This window comes from Faecalimonas umbilicata, from assembly GCF_004346095.1.
GTDB classification, from domain to species: Bacteria; Bacillota; Clostridia; order Lachnospirales; family Lachnospiraceae; genus Faecalimonas; species Faecalimonas umbilicata.
The window spans coordinates 114,366-137,097 of sequence record NZ_SLZV01000006.1 but is presented as its reverse complement, the minus strand read 5'-3'; the positions used below and the strand labels follow the sequence as shown (position 1 = coordinate 137,097).

General features: G+C 42.7%; 18 protein-coding genes and 1 riboswitch. Of the genes, 5 read left to right on the top strand and 13 right to left on the bottom strand.

The features are described 5' to 3' along the window. The first annotated feature begins 349 nt into the window (after positions 1 to 349). The 5 genes from EDD74_RS04445 to EDD74_RS04425 all read left to right on the top strand — a co-directional run bounded on the left by EDD74_RS04445 (position 350) and on the right by EDD74_RS04425 (position 3,780). Positions 350 to 745, top strand: coding sequence for a hypothetical protein (locus tag EDD74_RS04445; RefSeq protein ID WP_008974903.1), 396 nt, complete (start codon positions 350 to 352; stop codon positions 743 to 745). Between the two features lie 73 nt (positions 746 to 818). Continuing rightward, positions 819 to 1,388 (top strand): TetR/AcrR family transcriptional regulator, encoded by a 570-nt coding sequence (locus tag EDD74_RS04440; RefSeq protein WP_116441272.1) that lies wholly within the window; start codon positions 819 to 821, stop codon positions 1,386 to 1,388. Between the two features lie 96 nt (positions 1,389 to 1,484). After that, entirely contained in the window at positions 1,485 to 1,910 is a 426-nt protein-coding gene (locus EDD74_RS04435) for a hypothetical protein (protein ID WP_116441271.1), read from the top strand. Positions 1,911 to 1,952: 42 nt separating this feature from the next. After that, the gene (locus EDD74_RS04430) at positions 1,953 to 2,411 is read left to right on the top strand and encodes a DUF2871 domain-containing protein (protein ID WP_009262393.1); all 459 of its coding nucleotides are present in this window, start codon (positions 1,953 to 1,955) and stop codon (positions 2,409 to 2,411) included. A 46-nt stretch (positions 2,412 to 2,457) separates the two neighbouring features. After that, positions 2,458 to 2,549, top strand: a riboswitch (Fluoride riboswitch). Positions 2,550 to 2,604: 55 nt separating this feature from the next. Further along, a complete protein-coding gene (locus EDD74_RS04425) occupies positions 2,605 to 3,780 on the top strand; it encodes a cation:proton antiporter domain-containing protein (protein ID WP_116441270.1) in 1,176 nt (391 codons plus the stop codon). Positions 3,781 to 3,855: 75 nt separating this feature from the next. On the opposite strand, the gene EDD74_RS04420 is transcribed toward EDD74_RS04425, so the two are convergent. The 13 genes from EDD74_RS04420 to prmC form a co-directional block, all read right to left on the bottom strand. Further along, a complete protein-coding gene (locus tag EDD74_RS04420) occupies positions 3,856 to 5,760 on the bottom strand; it encodes an ABC transporter ATP-binding protein (protein WP_412361427.1) in 1,905 nt (634 codons plus the stop codon). Continuing rightward, positions 5,744 to 7,489 (bottom strand): ABC transporter ATP-binding protein, encoded by a 1,746-nt coding sequence (locus tag EDD74_RS04415; RefSeq protein WP_116441268.1) that lies wholly within the window; start codon positions 7,487 to 7,489, stop codon positions 5,744 to 5,746. The genes EDD74_RS04420 and EDD74_RS04415 overlap by 17 nt, the downstream gene beginning before the upstream one ends. A gap of 261 nt (positions 7,490 to 7,750) precedes the next feature. Next, positions 7,751 to 8,599, bottom strand: coding sequence for a DUF368 domain-containing protein (locus EDD74_RS04410; protein ID WP_008974895.1), 849 nt, complete (start codon positions 8,597 to 8,599; stop codon positions 7,751 to 7,753). Positions 8,600 to 8,724: 125 nt separating this feature from the next. After that, entirely contained in the window at positions 8,725 to 9,918 is a 1,194-nt protein-coding gene (locus tag EDD74_RS04405) for a pyridoxal phosphate-dependent aminotransferase (RefSeq protein WP_016440872.1), read from the bottom strand. Then, the gene (locus tag EDD74_RS04400) at positions 9,915 to 10,823 is read right to left on the bottom strand and encodes a DUF2156 domain-containing protein (RefSeq protein ID WP_116441267.1); all 909 of its coding nucleotides are present in this window, start codon (positions 10,821 to 10,823) and stop codon (positions 9,915 to 9,917) included. Before EDD74_RS04400 ends, EDD74_RS04405 begins: the two co-directional genes overlap by 4 nt. Positions 10,824 to 10,925: 102 nt before the next feature. Then, complete coding sequence (locus EDD74_RS04395; protein ID WP_008974891.1) at positions 10,926 to 12,674, bottom strand: ABC transporter ATP-binding protein; 1,749 nt, start codon at positions 12,672 to 12,674, stop codon at positions 10,926 to 10,928. Beyond that, entirely contained in the window at positions 12,659 to 13,135 is a 477-nt protein-coding gene (locus tag EDD74_RS04390) for an RrF2 family transcriptional regulator (protein WP_008974890.1), read from the bottom strand. Before EDD74_RS04390 ends, EDD74_RS04395 begins: the two co-directional genes overlap by 16 nt. Further along, positions 13,132 to 14,469 (bottom strand): cytochrome c biogenesis protein/redoxin, encoded by a 1,338-nt coding sequence (locus EDD74_RS04385; RefSeq protein WP_116441266.1) that lies wholly within the window; start codon positions 14,467 to 14,469, stop codon positions 13,132 to 13,134. The genes EDD74_RS04390 and EDD74_RS04385 overlap by 4 nt, the downstream gene beginning before the upstream one ends. 347 nt (positions 14,470 to 14,816) lie before the next feature. Then, the gene (locus tag EDD74_RS04380) at positions 14,817 to 18,983 is read right to left on the bottom strand and encodes a TIM-barrel domain-containing protein (protein WP_116441265.1); all 4,167 of its coding nucleotides are present in this window, start codon (positions 18,981 to 18,983) and stop codon (positions 14,817 to 14,819) included. Then, complete coding sequence (locus tag EDD74_RS04375) at positions 18,970 to 19,224, bottom strand: hypothetical protein (protein WP_242990085.1); 255 nt, start codon at positions 19,222 to 19,224, stop codon at positions 18,970 to 18,972. Before EDD74_RS04375 ends, EDD74_RS04380 begins: the two co-directional genes overlap by 14 nt. Beyond that, positions 19,214 to 20,599, bottom strand: a complete 1,386-nt coding sequence (locus EDD74_RS04370; RefSeq protein WP_116441263.1) for a zinc ribbon domain-containing protein — start codon at positions 20,597 to 20,599, stop codon at positions 19,214 to 19,216. Before EDD74_RS04370 ends, EDD74_RS04375 begins: the two co-directional genes overlap by 11 nt. A gap of 172 nt (positions 20,600 to 20,771) precedes the next feature. Further along, a complete protein-coding gene (gene prfA, locus EDD74_RS04365) occupies positions 20,772 to 21,842 on the bottom strand; it encodes a peptide chain release factor 1 (protein ID WP_008974883.1) in 1,071 nt (356 codons plus the stop codon). Between the two features lie 19 nt (positions 21,843 to 21,861). After that, positions 21,862 to 22,695 carry a peptide chain release factor N(5)-glutamine methyltransferase gene (gene prmC / locus EDD74_RS04360; protein ID WP_116441262.1) on the bottom strand — a complete coding sequence of 278 codons (834 nt, stop codon included), beginning with the start codon at positions 22,693 to 22,695 and terminating at the stop codon, positions 21,862 to 21,864. Between the last annotated feature and the right edge of the window lie 37 nt (positions 22,696 to 22,732).

Below are 22,732 nucleotides of genomic sequence, written 5' to 3'. Positions count from 1 at the left end.
CGTGCAAAGTCAGTAATCTTATTCTACACTGAGGTATTTTTTTCTCAACCTTCTTTCTTGGAATTCCTTATATTTGAATTATACAGGAAGCTCCTGTAATAAATTTATCTTCATTGTAGAAGCCAATTCTAAGGAAATAATAAGGATTTTCTATTTTTTATTTCAGCAACTAGTCGTCATCCAATCATAAAACCGAATGAACTAGTACCAATCCGTTGTCAAAAATGCTATAATATTAAAAACTTTTCCCCGATAGAATGTGCAACTTTTTCCAAATCAAACAGGCATCGCTATCGTATATTTCTTCTGATCACTCATACAAATCTATTACTGAAAGGAGTTTATAGACATGTTTAAAATTTTTAAGAAACACCCGAAAACTTTATGGATCTCTATGCAGGATGTGCTTGCCATCATAAAAAGTGACTATGACAAATCCTGGCCATTTGAGATTATAGAATTCCGCTATGGGGGCACAACACACCGCATGGGCGCCTATGTAGAAGATTTAGACGAAAAATTTTATAATAAGATCAAACAAGAAGAAATCCATTTCGTGTTTGATGAACAAACGTACACTTCCTTCGAGGAATTCGTAAAGTCTGTTCATATAAATGGAATCCCGATCACCGATGTGCTCGGTCCGATCGAAGTCCTGCAGGCAGGGATCGTCAACGGAGAAGCGATGTTGAGTTCTCCATGGGGCGAAAAAAGACTTAGTGCACATGCGATTGAAAAAGAATAATTTTCTGCTTGACAAACATTCCTCTATCGTTTATTTTAAACTTGAACAAGGTTCATTTTAGAAGGAGGTTTTTATGAATCCAACAGTTACTTCAAAAGAAGAAATCATTGCCGCCTGCCAGAAGATTGCAAAAGAGCGGGGACTGGAAGCAATCAGCATGCGCTCGGTTGCCTCTGAATGTGGCATGGCAGTTGGTTCCGTCTACAATTATTTTTCCTCTAAATCAGAACTTCTCTGTGCAGCGATTGAGAATATCTGGAAAGATATTTTCCACATGTCTGCAAGCCAATGTGCTTTTTCCGATTTTGTAGAATGTCTCAACTGGCTTTTTGACAGTGTACAGAGAGGAAGTCAGATGTATCCTGAATTTTTCTCCCGGCATGCAATGGTTTTTGCTTCTGAAGATCAGAAAGCCGGACATCAGATGATGGAGAAATATTTCCGCCATTTAGAGGAAAACCTTCTGAACGTACTGCACAGAGATCCAAATGTCCGGGAGGATGCATTTGATGAAGTGCTTACTCCTGAATTATTTATCAGCTATGTACTGGAATTATTCGTCTCCTCTGTATTTCATTTTCAGAAAGACTACCGTGGAATCCTTGAGATTGTCCGCCGCTGTCTCTATGCCCCTGCTCACTAACTGCTATGTTTTTGTGCAGCGGGAACTGCAAATGGAAAGAGTGAGAGTTTACTATACATGAAACTGAACACCGTTCATCATTTAGGAGGTATGCTTATGAAAATTAAAAAACGAACTCTGCTGCTTCTGGCAGCAATCGTCTGGATGATTGCCGGATTTAACATCCTGCGCATCGGAATAGAGACTTATGCAGCTTACAAAAGCGTGATCAACTTTATACTTTCGTTTCTTGTATTTCTTTTCTTCTGGTTCATGATTTTTTACAAACTGACTGTAAAGCACACAGACCGTATTCAGAATTATCAGGAAGAGCGACAGTTTTTTCTTAACTTTTTTGATCTGAAGTCATTTCTGATCATGGCTTTTATGATCACATTTGGGATTACGATCCGCACATTCCACTTATTGCCGGACAGATTTATCGCTGTGTTTTATACCGGGCTGGGCTCGGCGCTGTTTCTTGCAGGGATCACTTTTGGTCGGAACTACATTTTTTTCAAAAAAACAGAAACTGCAAATTAGCTTTTTCACATATTATTTTTCTATTAGGAGGTTCTATTTTATATGAGCACAGAAAAGCACACACACATTACCACAGTGAAAACATTAATGACCGCTTCTATCATCTATTTTTTCTGCTCCATGGCAGGAGGGGTTTTCTACCGAGAATTTACAAAACTCTTTGATTTTACCGGGAAAACAACTCTTGGCGTGATACACGGACATCTGCTCGTTCTCGGAACATTTTTCTTTCTTCTTCTTGCAGTGCTCTGCAAATTTACTGCACTTGGAGACCAAAAACTGTTCCAAAAATTTTTTCTCATCTATAACATTGCATTCCCTTTGATGGCTGTCACGCTTCTCATACGCGGAATCGTGCAAGTAACAGGCTATCCAATGACACGCATGTTAAACGGTATGCTCTCTGGATTTGCAGGACTTTCCCACATTTTCCTTGCAGTAGCACTTTTTCTGTTACTGCTCGCTGTAAAAAAAGAACTTTGTAACGAAAGCGCCAAATAATTTCTTGCGAAAGTTCTCCTTGACAAATGTAACTTTTTCTCTTATCCTTTAGCAAGGGAATGAAGTTCTCCCTTAGTAAATACTAAAACCGCCAGGTGGAGCGTGTCTCCCCTGATTGCTGATGACTTCTGCTTTTTGCAGGACTCATCAGCTTTTTTATTACATCATTTTCGATTGGAAAGGAGAAACACAAATGTTATTTAGTATTTCTGTTCTATTGCTGCTAGGCATGTCACTCGGTGCCCTCTGCAAAAAACTACACCTCCCGGCGCTGACCGGAATGCTGATCACCGGAATCTTTCTCGGTCCTTATGCACTTGACCTGATTGATACTTCCATTTTATCCGTATCCGCTGATCTTCGCAGGATTGCTCTGATCATTATTTTAATCCGGGCAGGATTGTCATTGAATCTGGAGGATTTAAAAAAAGTCGGACGTCCCGCAATCTTAATGTGCTTTGTGCCTGCCTGCTTTGAGATGGCAGGAATGATATTGCTTGCCCCAAAACTGCTTGGCGTCTCACTGCTTGATGCAGCGATTCTTGGCTCTGTCATTGCCGCTGTTTCCCCTGCTGTCATCGTTCCGAACATGGTGAAACTTATGGAGGAAGGCTATGGCACAAAAAAAGGAATCCCTCAACTGATCTTAGCCGGGGCTTCCGTCGATGATGTATTTGTAATCGTTGTGTTTACCGCCTTTACCAGTCTTGCTGCCGGAGACTCTGTGTCCATCAGAAGTTTTATCAATATTCCAATATCCATTTTTCTCGGAATGATGGCAGGGCTTGGAATCGGACTGCTCCTTTCAGTTTTCTTTCATCGAATTCACATGCGAGATACTGCAAAAGTAATCCTTTTCCTCTGTATCTCTTTTTTGCTTGTCACACTGGAAGATTACTGTGCAAATGTAATTCCTTTTGCTTCCCTGATTGCGGTAATGACAATCGGTGTCGCCCTGCAGCAGAAAAATCAGGCACTTTCCCTCCGGCTCTCCTCAAAATTTAATAAACTATGGGTTGGAGCAGAGATTATACTCTTTGTCCTTGTCGGTGCAACTGTCGATCTTCGCTATCTGAAGTCAGCCGGAGGAACCGCTGTTCTTCTGCTCCTCTTTGTTCTTCTCTTTCGGATGTCAGGTGTCTTTCTCTGTCTTGCTGGAACAGATCTTACAAAAAAAGAACGACTTTTCTGCATGATAGCCTACACTCCAAAGGCAACCGTCCAGGCAGCTATCGGTGGAATCCCTCTCGCTCTTGGACTTTCCTGCGGAAATCTCGTCCTCACCGTTGCCGTTGTCTCCATATTACTGACAGCACCGCTTGGAGCCTTCTGTATCGAAAACAGTTATCAAAAACTTTTAACCCATTAATCTTTAATTATTGAAACGACAAAAGTCCGGAAAACCTGATATCAATTCCAGGTTTCCGGACTTTTATATAAAATATTATTCGAGCTCAAATGCTCCTGTATATAACTGATAATATTTTCCTTTTTGTGCGATCAATGTCTCATGGTCTCCTCTTTCGATAATATTTCCATGCTCTAATACCATGATCACATCCGAATTCCGCACAGTGGAGAGACGGTGCGCAATGACAAATACCGTTCTTCCTTCCATCAGCGCATCCATTCCGCGCTGTACGATCGCCTCTGTACGTGTATCAATCGAAGAAGTCGCCTCATCCATGATCATTACCGGAGGATCTGCGACTGCCGCGCGTGCAATTGCAATGAGCTGCCGCTGTCCCTGAGAAAGGCTCGCCCCGTTTTCCGTAAGCGGTGTATGATACCCTTCTGGAAGACGCGTGATAAAATCATGCGCACCGGCAAGTTTTGCAGCCGCAATACACTCTTCTTCTGTCGCATCTAGCTTTCCATAACGGATATTGTCCATAACGGTTCCGGTAAAAAGATTTGTCTCCTGCAAAATCACTCCAAGTGAACGGCGCAAATCTGCTTTTTTAATCTTATTAATGTTAATTCCATCATAACGAATCTTTCCATCCGCAATATCATAAAAACGGTTGATCAGATTTGTGATCGTTGTCTTTCCGGCTCCAGTAGAACCTACAAATGCCACTTTCTGTCCCGGCTCTGCATAAAGTGTGATATTATGAAGTACTGTCTTTTCCGGCACATATCCAAAGTCCACATCAAACATCCGGACATCTCCGGTTAACTTTGTATAAGTCACGGTTCCATCTTGGTGTGGATGCTTCCATGCCCACAGTCCAGTATGTTCTTCACACTCTATAATCTCTCCATCCTTTTCTCTTGCATTGACCAATGTCACATAACCTTCATCCACTTCTGGCTCTTCATCGATCAATGTAAAAATACGGTCTGCCCCTGCAAGTCCCATTACAACTGAATTGACCTGATTTGACACCTGGCTGATATTTCCCGCAAACTGCTTTGTCATATTTAAAAACGGAACAACAATGCTGATTCCGATCGCCATACCGGAAATACTCAGGTTTGGAGCTTTAGAAAGAAGCAAAATTCCTCCAGTCAACGCAACAGCAACATACAAAATATTTCCAATATTTCCCAGTACCGGCATCAGAATATTTGCAAACTTATTGGCATTTTCCGCATCGTGGAACAATTCCTCATTGAGGCGATCAAAATCTGCCTCGCTTTCTCTCTCATGGCAGAAAACCTGTACAACTTTCTGTCCATTCATAATCTCTTCTACAAAACCTTCCACTTTTCCCAGTGCAACTTGCTGGCGCACAAAATATTTTGCAGAATTCCCCCCAACTTTCTTCGTTACAAAAAACATCAGGATCACGCCGCACACAACAACAATCGTCATCCACACACTGAAGTACAGCATAATTGAGAATACAGTCAGCACTGTAATAGAAGAAATCAAAAGCTGCGGAATACTCTGCGATACCATCTGACGCAGTGTATCAATGTCGTTTGTATAATAGCTCATGATATCTCCATGATTATGTGTATCGAAATATCTGACTGGAAGATCCTGCATTCCATTGAACATTTTTACACGAAGCTTTTTCAAAAATCCCTGCGTGATTCCCGCCATCATCTGGGTATAAGTGACCGCGGACAAAATGGACAGGATGTAAAATACAAGAAGCAGCCCTACATAATAGAAAACTTTTCCGGAAACAGCATCCCAGTCTCCGCTCTTCCAGCTTGTCTCTACGATCGCGATGACATTCTGCATAAAAATAGCTGGAATGGAAGAGACAACTGCACTGAAAATAATACAGAACAGTACGATTGGCATCTTAACCGGATAAAACTCAAACAATGTCTTGATCAGACGTCCCAGTGTTCCTTTTTTTGCTCTGTTTGGTCCCTTATTTTTCATCGTCATCACCTGCCTTATTCTGAGATGTATATACTTCTCTGTAAATCTCATTGTGTTTCAGAAGTTCCTCATGTGTTCCGACTGCATTGATCGTACCGCCGTCCATGACAATGATCCGGTCTGCATCCTGCACGGAGGAGGTTCTCTGAGCAATGATGATCTTTGTCGTCTCCGGAATGAATTCACGGAATGACTGGCGGATCAATGCATCCGTCTTCGTATCTACTGCACTCGTCGAATCATCCAGAATCAGAATCTTCGGTTTCTTTAGGAGCGCTCTTGCAATACAGAGACGCTGTTTCTGTCCACCGGACACGTTCGTTCCTCCCTGCTCGATATGGGTATCATATCCTGCCGGGAACTGTCTGATAAATTCATCTGCCTGTGCCAGCTTACATGCCTCGATCAGTTCCTCGTCCGTTGCTTCCTTATTTCCCCACCGAAGATTTTCCTTAATCGTACCGGAGAATAGAATATTTTTCTGCAATACAACAGATACCTGATTTCTCAAAGTCTCCAGATCATACTCCTTGACATCGCGACCGCCGACTTTAACACAGCCCTCCGTCACATCATACAAACGGGAGATCAACTGGATCAAAGAAGATTTCGAAGACCCGGTTCCTCCAATGACACCGATCGTCTCACCGGATTTGATATGCAGATCGATATTGGCAAGCGCCATCTTCTCTGCATTTTTTGAATATTTGAAATTTACCTTATCAAAATCGATCGAACCATCTCTGACTTCATAAACTGGATGCTCCGAATTCTTGATCGTGCTCTCTTCGGAAAGTACTTCCACGATACGTTTCGCAGACTCGCTTGCCATTGTGATCATAACAAAGACCATAGAAATCATCATCAGACTGCTCAGAATCTGGAAACTATATGTAAGCAGTGCAGAAAACTGTCCTACATCCAGGTCAAGCCCTCTTGATGAGATGATCACATAAGACCCGAAAGAAAGCACAAAGATCATTACTGCATACATGCAAAACTGCATCAGTGGATTGTTGAATGCCAAAATTTTCTCTGCTCTTGTAAAATCCTGACAGATATCATCTGCCGCCGCCCCGAATTTTTCTTTTTCATATTCTTCACGGACATAAGATTTCACAACACGGATTCCCTTTACATTCTCCTGAATAGAATTGTTCAGGCGATCATATTTCTTAAAGACTTTCCGAAACAGCGGCATCGTCAGACGGATGATCAGCGCCAGTCCCACACCAAGTACCGGAACAAGAATCACAAAGATCCATGCCATCTTTCCTCCCATAACAAATGCCATCGTAAAGGAAAAAATCAACATCAGCGGACATCGAATTGCAATTCGGATAATCATCATATACGCCATCTGCACATTCATCACGTCTGTCGTAAGTCTCGTCACTAAAGACGAGGTAGAAAACCGATCGATATTCTTAAACGAATACGTCTGAATTTTGTAGAACATATCCTTTCTTAAGTTTTTGGCAAATCCGCAGGAGCCGGTCGCTGCCGCTGTCCCTGCCATCACACCAAATACCAGCGAAACTGCTGCCATCACAAGCAGGATCAATCCATATGTTGCAATCACGGAAAAACTGCATCCAGCCTTGATTTCATTCACAAGCTGGGCAATGATAAACGGAATGATACATTCCATAACTACTTCCAGTGATACATAAATCGGTGCTTTGATCGAAGCTGCCTTATACTCTCTGATACATTTTGAAAGTTCTTTTATCACTTCACATTCCTCCTGTTTCCTAATTTTCGTAAAAACAAGGTATCTCAACTTCAATTGTTAGATACCTTACTTTCTTATTATAACACTATAAAATTTAATTTGCAAGGTTCCTAACATTATTTTCTTGCATCTTTTTGCCTTCGATTCCAAAAAAAGAAGGCCTGCATCCTCGCAATCATTCCCCTCCAGCAGATACGTTTCTTTCCACTTTCCTGCTATCTGAAAATTGCATGCGGTTCTGCATGACCTCTCTTTACTTTTTTATTCTCCTCCGAGCTTATTGGCAATCAGCCATCCAAGTCCGAATGTGATTACTCCGGCTCCGATCGTAAATACGGAAACACCTGACCAATTCGTCTTCATCAGAATCGCAATCGGTGATGCGACGATCAGACCGATAATTCCATAATAAGCATGAATCTCTGCTTTTGAAAAAATGAATTCAATCAATTTTGCAATCACACCGATTCCGATCAGCACACCAACTCCAAACGGCGCAAGTACACCAACTCCCTGCATCAGCCCTGCCATATCGAATTTCACAAGTGAATCTACAAATAAATTAATTGTCTTTAAAATTACATCATAATATCCAAGCAGCATCAGCATCATCGAACCACTGACTCCCGGCACAACCATCGTTGCCGCCGCAACAACTCCTACAAAGAATAACTTAATTACATTGATAAGCCCAAATGTGACATCCGCTGTCTTTCCTCCGGTCTCTCCAAGCATCGCCATCAGAATCACGATTGCAAAAAAGACAAGAAACGGAATTATTTTCCCGATTGTGACTGAATGTCCTTTCACCTTCTTTACAATAAATGGAAGACTTCCAATGATCAGACCGCAAAACGCAAAGTTCGTCGGGATTGGATATGTATCAAGTAAGAATTCAAACAGTTTCGACAATACGACAATTGCAATTCCTGCCCCAGCAAAAATTGGGATCAGAAGCTTCATACTTTGTTTAAACTCGCTCTTTAAGTGGGTAATTGAATGAATCAGCTTGTCATACAGTCCCATAGCGACCATCATTGTTCCACCGCTGACTCCCGGAATGATATTCGCAATTCCGACAACCATTCCCTGCAATATTTGTTTCAGCATACATTAATCTCCTTTCCATGCACTCTGCTAAAAAATTTAGCATAAATCCTCTCTTTTTTCAATCTTTCTCTTTTGATTTACAAAAATTTTATTTCTTTTACGGACTTTCGCGTGCTTCTCTAGGCTTATCTCTGAAAATACTGCTTTGCAAGTTCCTGAAATCTCGGCAGCGCACCAATAATCGTCTCATATGCCACGCAGTAAGCAATCCGCACATAACCCGGACACCCAAAAGAACTTCCTGGCACAAGAAGGATATTGTATCTCTTTGCCGCCTCACAGAACGCTTTCTCATCTTCGATTGGAGATTTCACAAACAAATAGAAAGCTCCCTGCGGCTTTATACAGCTGAATCCACACTGTATCAGCCCTTCATAAAGTGTTTCCCGGTTTCTATTATAATAGGTAAGATCTGTTTTTTCTCTAATACATTTGGCAACCACCTTCTGAAGCAACGTCGGTGCATTGACAAATCCTAAGATTCGATTTGCCACACCCGCTGCCGCAATCACATCACAACTGTCTGCCACTTCTGAAGGAATCACAAGATACCCGATCCGCTCTCCTGGAAGGGATAGAGACTTACTATAAGAATATGCCACAATCGTATTTTTATAATATTTTGTCAGATACGGTACTTCCACTCCATCAAACGCAAGTTCCCGGTAGGGTTCATCGGAAATCAAATAAATCTCGGTTCCATATTCTTTTTGCTTCTCCTCCAAAATTCGTGCCATTTCCCGGATTGTCTCCTCCGAATACACAACACCGGTCGGATTGTTCGGCGTATTCACGATAACCGCCTTCGTCTTCGGAGTGATTTTCTCCGCAAATTCAGTAAGCTTTGGCTGGAAAGTTTCTGTGTCCGGTGAGATCTCCACAAGTACACCATCCACATTGGATGTGTAACTTCTATACTCACCGAAATACGGTGCAAAGACAATCACTTCCTCCTGCGGGTTGATAAGCGTCTTTAAAATCACATTCAAGCCTCCCGCTGCACCGACTGTCATGAGAATATTTTCTGCAGAAAACTCCGTCTGAAATCGCTCATTCAATGACTCTGCCACTGCCTGGCGTACCTCTTCATATCCTGCATTGCTATTCGTATAGCCATGAAGTTCCAGCGGTGCCTCTTCCTTTACAATGGAAATAAGTGCTTCCTTTACCGCCTCCGGTGCTTCCACATTTGGATTGCCGAGACTGAAGTCAAATACATTTTCTCTCCCGTACAGCTTTGCAAGACGGTTGCCTTCCTCAAACATCGCGCGGATGGCAGAACTATTGGCCACCATCCCTTTCATCTTCTCTGCGATCATACTGTTGCCTCCCTCTTTGTCACAGTTCCTTTTTCCACAAGAAATACCGGGCGGTATGACAGTTTTGCTTTGCGAAGTCCCTCTGCCCCAGTGTCTTCCTCACGGTTAATATATTTATATTTCATACACTCGTGTTCCACAAACTGCTGATTGATCATCGGATAAGCGCCTTGGATCTCTGCAAATGCTTTTTCAATATGGACTACAAATGTATCGTCACTGACTTCCTCCCCAAGGGTAAATGCAACAACCTTTCCATTCACTCTCAGAAGCCCCCCGGTCAGTTCCAGTTCTTCATAGAGCCGCAGAGAATTGAGTGTCACACACATCTCTGCATTTTTTTCTTCATCTGCCTCACATCCATTTTCGATCCGCCATTGCAGTGCCATCTGAAAACACTCTTCGATATTTTCTTTTGTAATCTTTTCATACGACCAATCTTCATTTACTTGTTTGAATTTATTGATATGATTTCGCTTACCGTGAAGCTTTTTGCCAGAAAGTGTCGCCAGTTTCTCAGACTCGTAGACATAATCTGCACTGTCTCTGTCGTATTCGATTTGAAACTGTCCCGGATACCACTCTTCCAGCTGTGCAAAGTTCTCTTCTGTGACACAGTACATCGTAAACGGATACCCCTGTTCCCTGCTGTACTCCATCAACACTTCGATCGTCCGCTTGACATCCTTTGGATCTCCCACCGGATAGGCAAAGGACAATCCATTTTCCTCTGACCGAAAGACAACCGTATTTTCTACCATCGCATAGCCTACCTGATAAAACTTCGCCCACAGGTACACGTTAACAAACGTGCGCTCACAGCTTCGCGATGGATACTTTCTAAAGTAAGATGTCAAAAGTTCCTTATCCTCCAAAGTCGGTCTTCGAAAGTCTATCGTTATCATTTTATTCTACCTCTTCTCAAATTTTGCTTTTCTCTGTTTTCCTGCTGCCATTGCCTTCTTCGCACTTCTTTAAAAGTACTTTTTCAGGCAGTGTATCTATTTCTAGCACTCGATCCCTTTTCGGAACTGCATCTGATAAAGGTCTGCATACACGCCGTCTTTCTCGAGCAGCTGCTCGTGAGTTCCTTCTTCCTCGATGCCATTCTCAGTCAGCACAAGAATCCGCTTTGCATTTCGAATCGTAGAGAGTCTGTGCGCGATCACAAATGTCGTACGGTTCTTTGCCAGACGTTCTAAGGACTGCTGCACAACTTTCTCACTCTCATTATCCAGCGCTGATGTAGCCTCATCAAAAATCAGAATCGGCGGATTCTTTAAGAATACCCGCGCAATAGACAGACGTTGCTTTTGTCCTCCGGAAAGTTTCACACCGCGCTGACCGATATCTGTATCATATCCTTCCGGAAAACTCATGATAAATTCATGGGCATTTGCATTTCTCGCTGCCATAACCACTTCCTCATCTGTCGCATCCGGCTTTCCATAACGGATATTTTCCATAATCGTCCCTGCAAACAGGTAGACATCCTGCTGCACAATTCCAATATTATTTCTCAAGTCATCTAACTTCATATCCCGGATATCAATGCCATCGATCCGGATAGCCCCCTCTGACACCTCATAAAAACGTGGGATCAGGCTGCAGATTGTAGTCTTTCCGACACCGGATGGACCGACTAATGCCATATAATCTCCTGCCTCCACATCCAGATTGATGTGATCCAATACATTTTCCGTACTGTCCTCATAATGAAAAGATACATTTTCAAACTCAATCTTTCCTTCCAGATGATCCACACTGACTGCATCTTCTTTGTCCTTGATATCCGGTGCGATCGACAAGATTTCAAGAAATCTCTCAAAACCTGAATATCCATTCTGGAACTGCTCTGTGAAGTTGACAAGTTTCTTCACCGGTTCTGTAAAATTATTGATATACAAAAGAAATGTGATCAGGTCAGTCACCGCCACTGTTCCCGCTGCCATAAACCGCACTCCGGCGATCAAAACAACAACCGTAACAAGCGTTGTCAAAGCGCCAAGCCCAGAATTGTATGCTCCCATATAGCGGTAGCTGATCTTCTTTGCTGCAACAAAGCGATCATTTCCATCCTGAAACTTCTTCATCTCAATCTTTTCATTTGCAAACGATTTCACAACACGGATCCCGGAAAGGCTGTCCTCAATCTGGCTGTTAATATCTGCAATTTTCTCTCGATTTCTCTTAAACGCCCGCTTCATTTTCCGGTTATAATATCCCGCATACAGAATCATGACCGGAATAAATGCAAATGCGACAAGTGTCAGCTTCGCATTGATACTAAATAAGATTGCAAAAGATCCAACGAGCTTGATAATAGAAATCACGATATCTTCCGGTCCGTGATGCAAAAGCTCTGTGATATCAAACAAATCACTCGTAATACGGGACAACAGCCCTCCAACCTTCTGATTATCATAGAACGCAAAGGTTAATTTCTGGTAATGTCCAAAAATGTCCCTCCGCATATCCGCTTCCATCTTTGCACCCATCAAATGTCCATAATATCCGATAAAATAATTACAGCCAAATTCCAAAATAACGAGTCCAAACATCAGGACACCGATCCACGTAATCGTATGCAACACATCTTCTGCCGGGAAATATACGACCTCATTTGTAATATAACGGACGATCAACGGCAGGATCAATGTGACTGCCGCTCCCAGAATTGCAAAAAACATATCACTGAAAAACAATCCTTTGTACGGCTTATAATATGCCGCGAGTTTCTTTAACTTTTCTCCCATCTTTTCTTTCCTCCATCCTTCTCTTCCAAAAATGTTCCTTTTTCTTTTGCAAAATGAAAAAGTTCCCGCTTCACATCTGCGATTGTTCTCTGTTTTAGCAGATCTTTACAGCATGCATTTAAATCCCCATAAATCCCCGCCATCACATCTGCCATCCCTGATGCCACACAGCACTTTTTCTCCGGAGACCCGCTCCGCCACGAAGTAGAGACAAAAGAAATCTGAAGCGCCTCTGCTACCATGGCAAGTGTCACTTCTTCTGCTTCCCGAAAGAAGAGATATCCTCCCTCCGTCCCTTCTTTTGTACGGATCAAATCAGCCCTTTTCAATTTTGCCATCACCTTCCGGATCCGAGCCGGGTTGGTGCACACATTCTTTGCCAACTCTTCACTGGAGATCACGATTCCCTTATGTTCCAGAAACACAAGCGCATGGACCGCGATCGCAAATTCACTTGTCATTTTTGTGTTCCCCCCTGCTTCTGTGTTTGTTCAATAATATTTCGCATCACATCTTCACTTAACTGACCACTGACATATCCATATACATTCCCATCCTTATCGATCATAAAAGTAGTCGGAAATGCACTGATTCCATAACTTGAGAAAATTTCCCCGGTCGTATCCATCACAACTGGATACGTGTATCCATTTTCTTCCAAAAACGCCTTGATCTCTTCCTCAGAAGCTTCCCCTCCAAGATCCGGTGCTGCAATTCCCAGAATCACCACATCACTGTCTTCTTGTGCTTCATATTCTTCATGCAGCTTCTGGATCTCCGGCATCTCATTCCGGCATGGTCCGCACCAAGTCGCCCAGAAATTCAAAAAAACGGTCTTTCCTTTATATTCTGATAATGTATGCGTATTCCCATACTGATCTTGTAGTGTAAAGTCGATGGAAGGAACGGTCTCTCGTTGATCGTTTTCCTTCTTTTCTTCCTGTTTGCTTTCTCCGGCACTTGTTTCCTGCTCCCCGGAAGTATTATCCTGCCCGGTATTTTTCTGTTGGACTGCTGACTGATTTTTCTGTTTTTTTGCATTTTCTGTTTCATTCCCTGCTATAGAAACTTTTGATAAGTATCCGGTGACTGCATTCATCTTCCCTGTAAACATGAAGAGTCCCATCAAAACCATCAATATCCCGCCTACTTTTACCGTATATTTTACAACATTCATATGCTTTTTTAACAGCTCCAGAAGGCTTGTCGTAAACAGCCCCAGTACAAGAAATGGGAGCACAAATCCAAGTGTATATACGCCGATCAATGCAAACCCCATCCACTTTGTCCCGGCGGATGCCGCCATCAAAAGCACACTCGTCAACGCCGGACCTACACACGGGGTCCACGCAAAACTAAACGTAAATCCCATCAGCAGCGCAGTCAGCGGGGACATTGCAAGCACATCAAGATGAAATGGCAGTCTGCGCTCTTTTCCAAGTAATCTGCTCGGACCAAAGACACCGAGCTGATAGAAACCAAATGCAATCACTAAAATTCCGCCGATTCTTGCAAACAACATCTGATTTTTCTGCAAAAAGCTCCCAAGTGCAGATGCGCCAAGTCCCAGAATGAAAAATGCAAAGCTAACTCCTACCACAAAACAAAACGTATGGATCATCACTTTTCGTCTCTCATAGTGAACCCTTCCATCCTCCCCAATCTCACCTGTTCCGCCTGACAGATACCCCATATACAGCGGAATCAGCGGCAGAACACAAGGAGAAAAGAAACTAAACACCCCCTGTAAAAATACTGTCAATACCGGAATGCTGATGTCCAGCGAAAATCCCATAAAACCACCTCTTTCCTTATTTTCTTTTTACATTTTTTGACAGCGATCCGTTTCCTTTTTTGTCTGTGCAAAATTTTCCTGCGGATATCTGTACAAATTGTAACTTTTTTCATTACATTATTTAACTGTAACTTTATCAAATACATTTTTTGTTGTCAAGAAGCATTTTTTCCAAATTGAACATTCTGTTTTCCTATTTTCCATACAAACTTCCAGAGCTCCGCAAGCAGTTCCCTATAGGAAAAAGACACCCCTTGGCATTTCCAGGAGTGTCTCTTTCTATTGCAAAGCTATTGTCATTCTCTGATTTCTCTTAGACAACTTTTCTTCTATTTTGCTTTTTCTCTTTATTTTTCTTCTGATTCTTTCTGCTCTTCAATATCCTTTTTCTCGTCTGTGTCATTTTCTCCTGCCACATCATATGCCGGACCGATCAAAAGAAGTTTATCTACATTCATCTCTTCTGCCGGGCAGAGATCTGTGCGTGCCTTCATTGTAATGACTGCAAGTTCATCACTTCCACTATACAGCGGCTGATCTCCGCGATTTGCAAATGCAAGATTGACATAAGCGGTTCCATCACTGTATACCTTATTGACCGTCAGATTTTCCATCGCTCCTACCGCCTTCGTTCCGACAGCTGATACAAATTCCAAATGTGAAGGATCATAATCGATGACAGCTCCAAATGCATTGACATGTTTCGCATCTTCTGCAAGTACCGTAAAGGTCACTGTCTCACCGGCTCTGATACATGATTTTTCTGCACAAAGTGTTGCCTGCCCGGATACTTCTCCGCTCTGTTTTGTGCCTCCATCGAGTTGGAACATTGTAAATGCATAATCATAAACATCATAGATGCCGTTCATATTGATATCTCCACTTCGCTTCTGGATTTGATCCACAAAGTTGGAACCATCCTTGACAGAAGTACCAAGGTAATTTTTCATATTGGTATAATCGCCCTCTGAAACCGTCTCATTCTTATTAGTACTTCCGACTGCAAATGGCTTGGATCCATCTTTTTTGTATACCGGAAGTTCATGGGATGCAAAGTAATTGCGCCGCGATTTCATAATCTGAAGTTTCAGATAACGTGCACTGACTCCGGTGAGCGGAACTGTCTTTGCATTTTCTTCTACTTCCAGATCCGTGTTATATACCCACTCTTCCTCTTTTGTTCCATCCCATTCCAGTTTCCAATGTTTTCCATCTAAACTGGAGTAGACATTCATACGCTCTACGGTACCACTTCCATAACTGTCGCGTGGATAATATTCAAATTTATCCAGTTCGTAAGCTGCACCAAAATCATAGATGAACGGAGTCTTATCACCGACAACATCCCCCACTGCGAAAAATAATCCACGGAAGCTGTGGTCTGTTGCATACTTCAGTGCTCCTGCCTCGTCTCCTCCGGTCCATGAAATCGTTCCAAGTGCACCAATCTCATTTCTCCACGGATCCAGCAGAGAACTGGTCACAAGCTGCTCACTCCATGCAGAATACCCTTCCGCATTTCTCGCACGCACGCAATAAGTATGCTCAGAATGATAGTCGAGATCATCATGGATATAAGAAAGCGCATCTCCCATAGCATAAAGATTGCCGTCCACGAGCATCTCATATTCAGATGCTCCTTTGCTTTCTGTCCAGCATAATCCGATGCTTGTAGAAGTTTTCGCTTCTTCTGCTGCCGTCAGCTGCGGTACAGAAAGAGCACCATTTTCGTTTTCCGCCATCCGGCAAACGGTATTTTCAAATCCCAGAATCTCTACAGTCTGTTTTTCTTTCTGGCTGTCCACTGTTGCGAGTTTTACATACAGCTTCGGCTCTGCCTGAACCTTTTCTACCATTTTGCGTAAAATCTTTTCCTCCTCAGAAGCATAGGTACGGATCATTGGATGTTCATCATAGAAGAAAATCGCCTCTCCTTTCTTTGGCTCACTTTGCTCAAAGATTTCCAGATTTTCTACTTCTGTCAAATGCAACTTTTCTTCTCCATTCCATGCGGTTACTGCCTCCGGACGGTTTGACAAATGTACGATAAATGTGCTGCTACGCTTTTCCTCATATCCTTCATAAGTACCTTCGGAACATTCTGCTGTCAGAATTGCCTTTCCTTCCTTCACACTGGAAGTATAGGTCGTTGAAACATGACTTCCATACGAAACATGGTCAATGGTTCCGTATTTCTCATCCTCCTCCGTCTGATTATGGATATATTTTCCATCATCCTCGTAAGTTGTATAAAAGCTGTCTCCATCCGGCCAGAATTCTATCATCCGCTTTGTCCGGTCAATGGCATCCGGCGTATTGTTTGCCTCATACATTGGAAGAATCGTTCCATTTTTTACAAACACCGGAAGTTTCCAAAGCGGCGCCGCAAAATTATTAAGCACTTGTCCGCCCAGATATTTTTCTCCGGTCAGATAATCGATCCACACTTCGTCTGGATCTGGAAGGTAAATGTGGTTTCTCACATCATTTCCCTCTTCATCTGCAGCTGTATTTTTATAAACTGGCGCAACTAAAATATTTGCTCCAAGCAAAAACTGGTACTGCATATTTCTGCTGTATGCATACGCATCTTCCGGATATTCCAAAAACATTGCACGCACGATCGGAAGTCCCGTGTCATCATTTCCCGTATCCATATTTGACGCTGAGACAGCTGTCGTATAAATATATGGCATCAACTGTGACTTGATTTTCATATACATTCGGTTAATCCCCGTATACGGATCCCCAAATGTATACGGTGCCTTCATGTAAGTGCCCCACCCGTCCATATTTAGCATCTGAGGTGTGAACGATTTCCACTGATAGTCACGCGCAGCAATCAGTGCCTTTCCTCCAAAAATCCCATCCATATCGCTACCAATATTTGGATTTCCGCTCAGAGAGCTTCCGATATAAGTTGGGATATGGAAACGGATATATTCCCAGTTTCCTCCGGTCTGGTCACCGCTCCACACACTATTAAAACGCTGTGAACCTGCCCATCCGTCCAAAGAGATAATATTCGGGCGAAACTGCTCTGCTGTCGTGATAATATCATAGGCCGTCTTCACTCCATTTAACTGGAAAGAGTATCCCGGTCCTACCCATGCAACATCGGTCTTCAATGTGGTCGCCCCTCCGACAGATACTTCCTTCCGGAAATCGCGAAGCAGGTGCCAATATGTCTGATTGTCTGAGTCCGGTACCAGATTACTCTCTGTCCAAAGTCCGGCTGCAACCCCTTTGCTGTTTGCATACTCTCTGAACTTCGCAAGATTTTCTACATTGGCATCTACCGCTGCGATTCGTTCTGGAGAACTGCTTCCATCCTCATTGACTCCCCCTTGTACATAATAGCCATTCTGTCCATATCCCCCACCATATCCATCATTTGGGAGGAAATATCCAAGCGGCATATCGTATTTGACGTACTGATCCAATACAGCTCTCGCTGAATATTCATATGGCGCATCTACATTTTCAGGGTAATGCTCTGCTGCCACTTTTGGTCCTTCTCCATTTAAGGATTCTGAATGTTGTCCTTCTGACAAACGATATCCGGTCGCCATACCACTTTCATATTTTGTCATCCCTGCGGCGGTGCTTTCGGCGATTCCTTTAATGTTCCATTCCTTCTCTCCACCTTCGTCAGACCACGCATCGCGATTATAACAATTTAGATGTCCTTCGTAAAATCCATATTCCGGCAAAAGCAGCGGATTTCCAGTTACATGATAGTAGGATTTTAAGATTTCCTGCGTAATCCGGCTTCCATTTTCTCCGTCAGACAGAAAATAGTAAGCACTAAACTTCGCTTCTTTATGCGCAGTGCGCACAACCGCAGTCTCACTTTCTCCAAAATCATAACTTCCATCGGCAAATGTATTTCTCAGAACCCCATAGCCTCCCGTCGTAAAATAAAACGGATTCGGTGATGCAACGCCTCCGTCCATCCATGCACTTTCATTGACGATCTGAATAGTCTTTCCAGTATGTACAAACCTTCCATTCTGTGTGCCACCACCGTAGAAATTTTCTTTTTCTCCTCTGACAAGTGTCTGAACTGTCTCCTCACCGATCGTGAGACCTTGGGCTTCCTCAAGAACGGTCTTGCCGCTGACAGAAATTTTCATCTTTGCCGTTGCTTTATCAAAACTTACTTTTGTCTTTCCACAGCAGAGATCGATCGTCTGATTTTCCTCGCAGATTTCTACTTCCGGTTTTGTATAAAAATCTGACTCGTCCGGACACTGCTGAATCTTTGCTGTATGCTCCTTCTCTCTCGGAGCCGCATAACTCTCAAATGCTCCGCTCGGATCTACATCATAGCGGAAAATAGTTTCTTCCAGAAAAATAAATTTTCCCTTAATATTTTCCTCAAATGTGAGCCAGACGATATGACCTTCCTCTCCCTTTTCCACCGCTTTTACACCTGTTAACGGACCATAAAATCCCCCGTTCTTTTCTCCTGCTTCCAGATGCGGCGCCATCTTCTGATTATTCTCGCTCATAGTGTTCCTCCTGTTGTGCAAACTTCTTGCTTTTGTCGGGCTTATTATATAATACATCCAGCTTTTTTACTATATATCTGGCTTTATATACAAACAGATAGGACATTTTGACAATACAGCTTTTCTTCTGTTTGGCAAACTTATAGATTTCATCCATTAAATAAATCTCAACCTTGTACGCTTTATCCTCTGGATGTTCGGCTGCATCTTTGCTGAAAACTAGACACCATTTATTCCCCATATAAAAACATTTCTGCGATGCAGATATCATCATACTTTGTTCCGCTCCTGCTGTCTTTGATCGTCACGATACAAGAATCAACAGAAATACTTTGTCCAAAATCAATGTAAATCATAGAATCCATTGGTGCAGAAAGATTCGGAACATACGATTCCAATCTTTTTGTCCAGATTCGATCTCCTGCTTTGATTTCCAGTTCCAATGGAATTCCATTTTTTGTATAGATATCCTCTGAACTTAAGTACCCTGGAAGAACAGCAATTCCTCTCACACTCTGTTTTTCTTCTGAGTCAAATAAAAGATATTCTCCGATTCCAACGCCATCCACTCCCTCTATCCAGCAGGTAGCCGGATTTCTGTCCAAAAGAGCTGCTGTACTATGATCATATCCCTCTTCCTGCAGTGTAGAACTTGCAGAAACACGAAATGCCAAAGGATTCTTCTGTCCCTCTGCTTTATCCTGATTTGTACTTTTCTCTGTCCAAGTGTTCACAGACTGTAATGTATAACCACCCCACATGCTTTGCGAATTTTCTATCAGAGTAACATCAAACACCGCTGAGTACGGTTGTGCATCCTGCATTTCCGGCGTATAATGAACTTCTCCATAGACTTCTATTTCATCCTCTGATATCTTTTTTACTTGCATGATCTGAGGAGTATCATTTCCATAAGCCGAAGTTGGCGTTACCCCTTCCAGCACAACCATTCCATCTGAAATTTCCACATGCTCTTCATTAAAAGCTCCTGTCCCGATAGAATTCTCCAAATATTCCCTGACAGTCTCTTCCGGAATCTCCCATCCCATCTGCCCGAGCTTGGCAGACTCTCCATCCACAAAAGGAATCTCAAACCATATCGACCATATCAAAAATGAATACGCAAACTCTTCATTAACCACAACTCCCTCTGAGAAATTTTTCCCATTTCCTCCTGCATCCAGTTTACAAAGCAGGCTCAGAAAATCAGTGATCTCATTCTGCACATCGGCATCCAGTGTGATGATCTGTGGATATGTCTCATCTTTCTCCTTTGTTTCGTTGGAAACCTTTTCTTCTTCTTCTTTTTTAGCGCTCGCCTTCTTTTTTCTTGCTTCCTTCTTTTCTTCTGCTTCTTGCGCCTGTCTCTCCTTTTTCTCAGAAGCCACACCTGCCTTATACATGGCCAATGCTCCACCTCCGCATAACAGAAGAATACCCGTTAAAACAGCAACTGCCCAGATTTTCTTTCTGATTGATTTCTTATGAGTCTTCTCCTTCTTTGAACCCCTGCTTTCCGTTGCTTTCATCTCATTGCTGACACCGCTTTCTGCCCCGCAATACGGGCAAAATCTCACACCTTCTTTGATTTCTTTCCCACATTTTTTACAGAACATCTTCCCTCTCCTTTGTTTTGATTTCTTTTTTCTTTCTTCCTACAGTAAAACTCTATATAAAAAAAGAGAACTACCCTTCAACGTTCTATCTCCTGCTGACTGGTATTTCTCTTTTATTTTTTATTTTGTAACAGTTTTCTCTTCTTTGACCACTTTTTGTAGACAAGAACAATTATTCATTCATATTACTCAGTTTTGCCGCCTGGTCTGCTGCGATCAAACTGTCAATCACTTCATCTAAATCTCCGTTCAAAATGCTGTCCAGCTTATGCAGTGTCAATTTAATTCTATGGTCTGTCACACGTCCCTGTGGGAAATTGTAAGTACGGATCTTCTCCGAACGATCTCCTGTTCCGATCTGGCTTCTTCTTGCCTCTGCCTCTGCGGACTGCTGTTTTTCTAACTCTAATTCATACAGTTTTGAACGCAGTAAGCGGAATGCTTTCTCTTTGTTCTGAAGCTGTGATTTCTCTGTCTGGCTGTAAATCACGATTCCTGTCGGATAATGTGTAAGACGAACTGCAGAGTCTGTTGTATTGACACACTGACCACCATTTCCAGATGCTCTCATTACATCGATACGAATATCTTTCTCTTCGATCACAACATCCACTTCCTCCGCTTCCGGCATCACCGCAACAGTGATCGTAGATGTGTGGATACGTCCACCGGACTCTGTCTCCGGTACACGCTGTACACGGTGTACTCCACTTTCGTATTTCATCCGAGAGTAAACGCCCTGTCCACTTACCATGAATACGACTTCCTTAAATCCACCGATTCCATTTTCATTGACAGAGATCATCTCTGTCTTCCATCTCTTGCTCTCTGCATAATGCACATACATACGATATACTTCTGCCGCAAACAAAGCCGACTCATCTCCACCTGCTCCGGCACGAATCTCTACCATAATATTCTTATCGTCATTCGGGTCTTTTGGAAGAAGAAGAATCTTCAATTCATGCTCTAATTCTTCCACACGTTTTTTCGAGGAGCTGAGCTCTTCTTTTGCAAGTTCTCTCATCTCTTCATCCGATTCGATTTCAAGCATTTCCTCACTATCTGCGATAGATTGTTTTGCTTTTTTATATTCTGTATATGCCTCCACGATCGGAGCTAAATCAGCCTGCTCTTTCATCAGCTTCCGAAACCGTTCCTGGTCATTTGCAACATCCGGTTCCTGAAGTTCGCCCATGATTTCCTCATAGCGGATCAACAGATCTTCTAATTTATCAAACATATCTATTCCTCCATTTCTCTCATCTATTGTACATGCCGGATACCACACGGTCAAGTCCCGCCAGATCCTTTTTTACCGTTACCTCTGTAAACCCGGCTTTCTCCATCATCTTTGCAACATCCTCTCCTTGATCATACCCGATTTCAAAGAGAAGCCAACCACCCTGCTTCAAATGTTTCCGGCTTTTTTCTGTAATCTTTTTATAAAAATATAATCCATCTTCTTTTCCGTCCAATGCAATCATCGGATCATGCAGTCTTACTTCCTCTTCCAGTTCCTCAATTGCTTTTGTTCGGATATACGGCGGATTGGACACGATCAGATCATATCTCTCAGCAACTTGTTCAAACAGATCGCTTTTCAGAAACGTGACATCAGCATTTAGGCTCTCTGCATTTCTTTTCGCCACCTGAAGCGCTTCATCCGAAATATCTGCCCCAACTGCCCGGATCCCTTTCCGGTAATGTTCCAGACTGATCAAAATACAGCCGGAACCGGTACACATATCCAGCACTTGTTCGTTTCCACTCAAATGAGACAATGCTTCCTCTACAAGTATCTCTGTATCCTGTCGCGGGATTAACACATGTTCATTGACAATAAATGGCAATCCCATAAATTCCTGCTCCCCAGTAATATGCTGAAGCGGAATCCTCTGCGCCCGCCTGCTGATACAGTCAAAATATCTTTCCGCCGCTTGCTCTTCTGCAGTCTCCCCTTGCTTCAGATAATACATCGTCCTGCTGATTCCTGTCACATATTCGAGCAGATACCAGGCATCCAGTTCTGCCTCCGCGATTCTTGCCTGCTTCAGACGAAAAATTCCTTCTTTATATAGTTCCTGTATCGTCATACTGATCCCCTTTTACCAATCCCGTTAGATTTTGTCA

What these genes read in the sequence shown, in the direction of transcription:
- EDD74_RS04395 (WP_008974891.1), bottom strand. Translation starts at nt 12,674, where the DNA reads ATGGGAGAAAAGTTAAAGAAACTCGCGGCATATTATAAGCCGTACAAA.
- EDD74_RS04400 (WP_116441267.1), bottom strand. Translation starts at nt 10,823, where the DNA reads ATGATAACGATAGACTTTCGAAGACCGACTTTGGAGGATAAGGAACTT.
- prfA (WP_008974883.1), bottom strand. Translation starts at nt 21,842, where the DNA reads ATGTTTGATAAATTAGAAGATCTGTTGATCCGCTATGAGGAAATCATG.
- EDD74_RS04380 (WP_116441265.1), bottom strand. Translation starts at nt 18,983, where the DNA reads ATGAGCGAGAATAATCAGAAGATGGCGCCGCATCTGGAAGCAGGAGAA.
- EDD74_RS04430 (WP_009262393.1), top strand. Translation starts at nt 1,953, where the DNA reads ATGAGCACAGAAAAGCACACACACATTACCACAGTGAAAACATTAATG.
- EDD74_RS04385 (WP_116441266.1), bottom strand. Translation starts at nt 14,469, where the DNA reads ATGGGATTTTCGCTGGACATCAGCATTCCGGTATTGACAGTATTTTTA.
- EDD74_RS04390 (WP_008974890.1), bottom strand. Translation starts at nt 13,135, where the DNA reads ATGACAAGTGAATTTGCGATCGCGGTCCATGCGCTTGTGTTTCTGGAA.
- EDD74_RS04370 (WP_116441263.1), bottom strand. Translation starts at nt 20,599, where the DNA reads ATGTTCTGTAAAAAATGTGGGAAAGAAATCAAAGAAGGTGTGAGATTT.
- EDD74_RS04420 (WP_412361427.1), bottom strand. Translation starts at nt 5,760, where the DNA reads ATGACGATGAAAAATAAGGGACCAAACAGAGCAAAAAAAGGAACACTG.
- EDD74_RS04405 (WP_016440872.1), bottom strand. Translation starts at nt 9,918, where the DNA reads ATGATCGCAGAGAAGATGAAAGGGATGGTGGCCAATAGTTCTGCCATC.
- prmC (WP_116441262.1), bottom strand. Translation starts at nt 22,695, where the DNA reads ATGACGATACAGGAACTATATAAAGAAGGAATTTTTCGTCTGAAGCAG.
- EDD74_RS04425 (WP_116441270.1), top strand. Translation starts at nt 2,605, where the DNA reads ATGTTATTTAGTATTTCTGTTCTATTGCTGCTAGGCATGTCACTCGGT.
- EDD74_RS04435 (WP_116441271.1), top strand. Translation starts at nt 1,485, where the DNA reads ATGAAAATTAAAAAACGAACTCTGCTGCTTCTGGCAGCAATCGTCTGG.
- EDD74_RS04440 (WP_116441272.1), top strand. Translation starts at nt 819, where the DNA reads ATGAATCCAACAGTTACTTCAAAAGAAGAAATCATTGCCGCCTGCCAG.
- EDD74_RS04445 (WP_008974903.1), top strand. Translation starts at nt 350, where the DNA reads ATGTTTAAAATTTTTAAGAAACACCCGAAAACTTTATGGATCTCTATG.
- EDD74_RS04375 (WP_242990085.1), bottom strand. Translation starts at nt 19,224, where the DNA reads ATGGGGAATAAATGGTGTCTAGTTTTCAGCAAAGATGCAGCCGAACAT.
- EDD74_RS04410 (WP_008974895.1), bottom strand. Translation starts at nt 8,599, where the DNA reads ATGCTGAAACAAATATTGCAGGGAATGGTTGTCGGAATTGCGAATATC.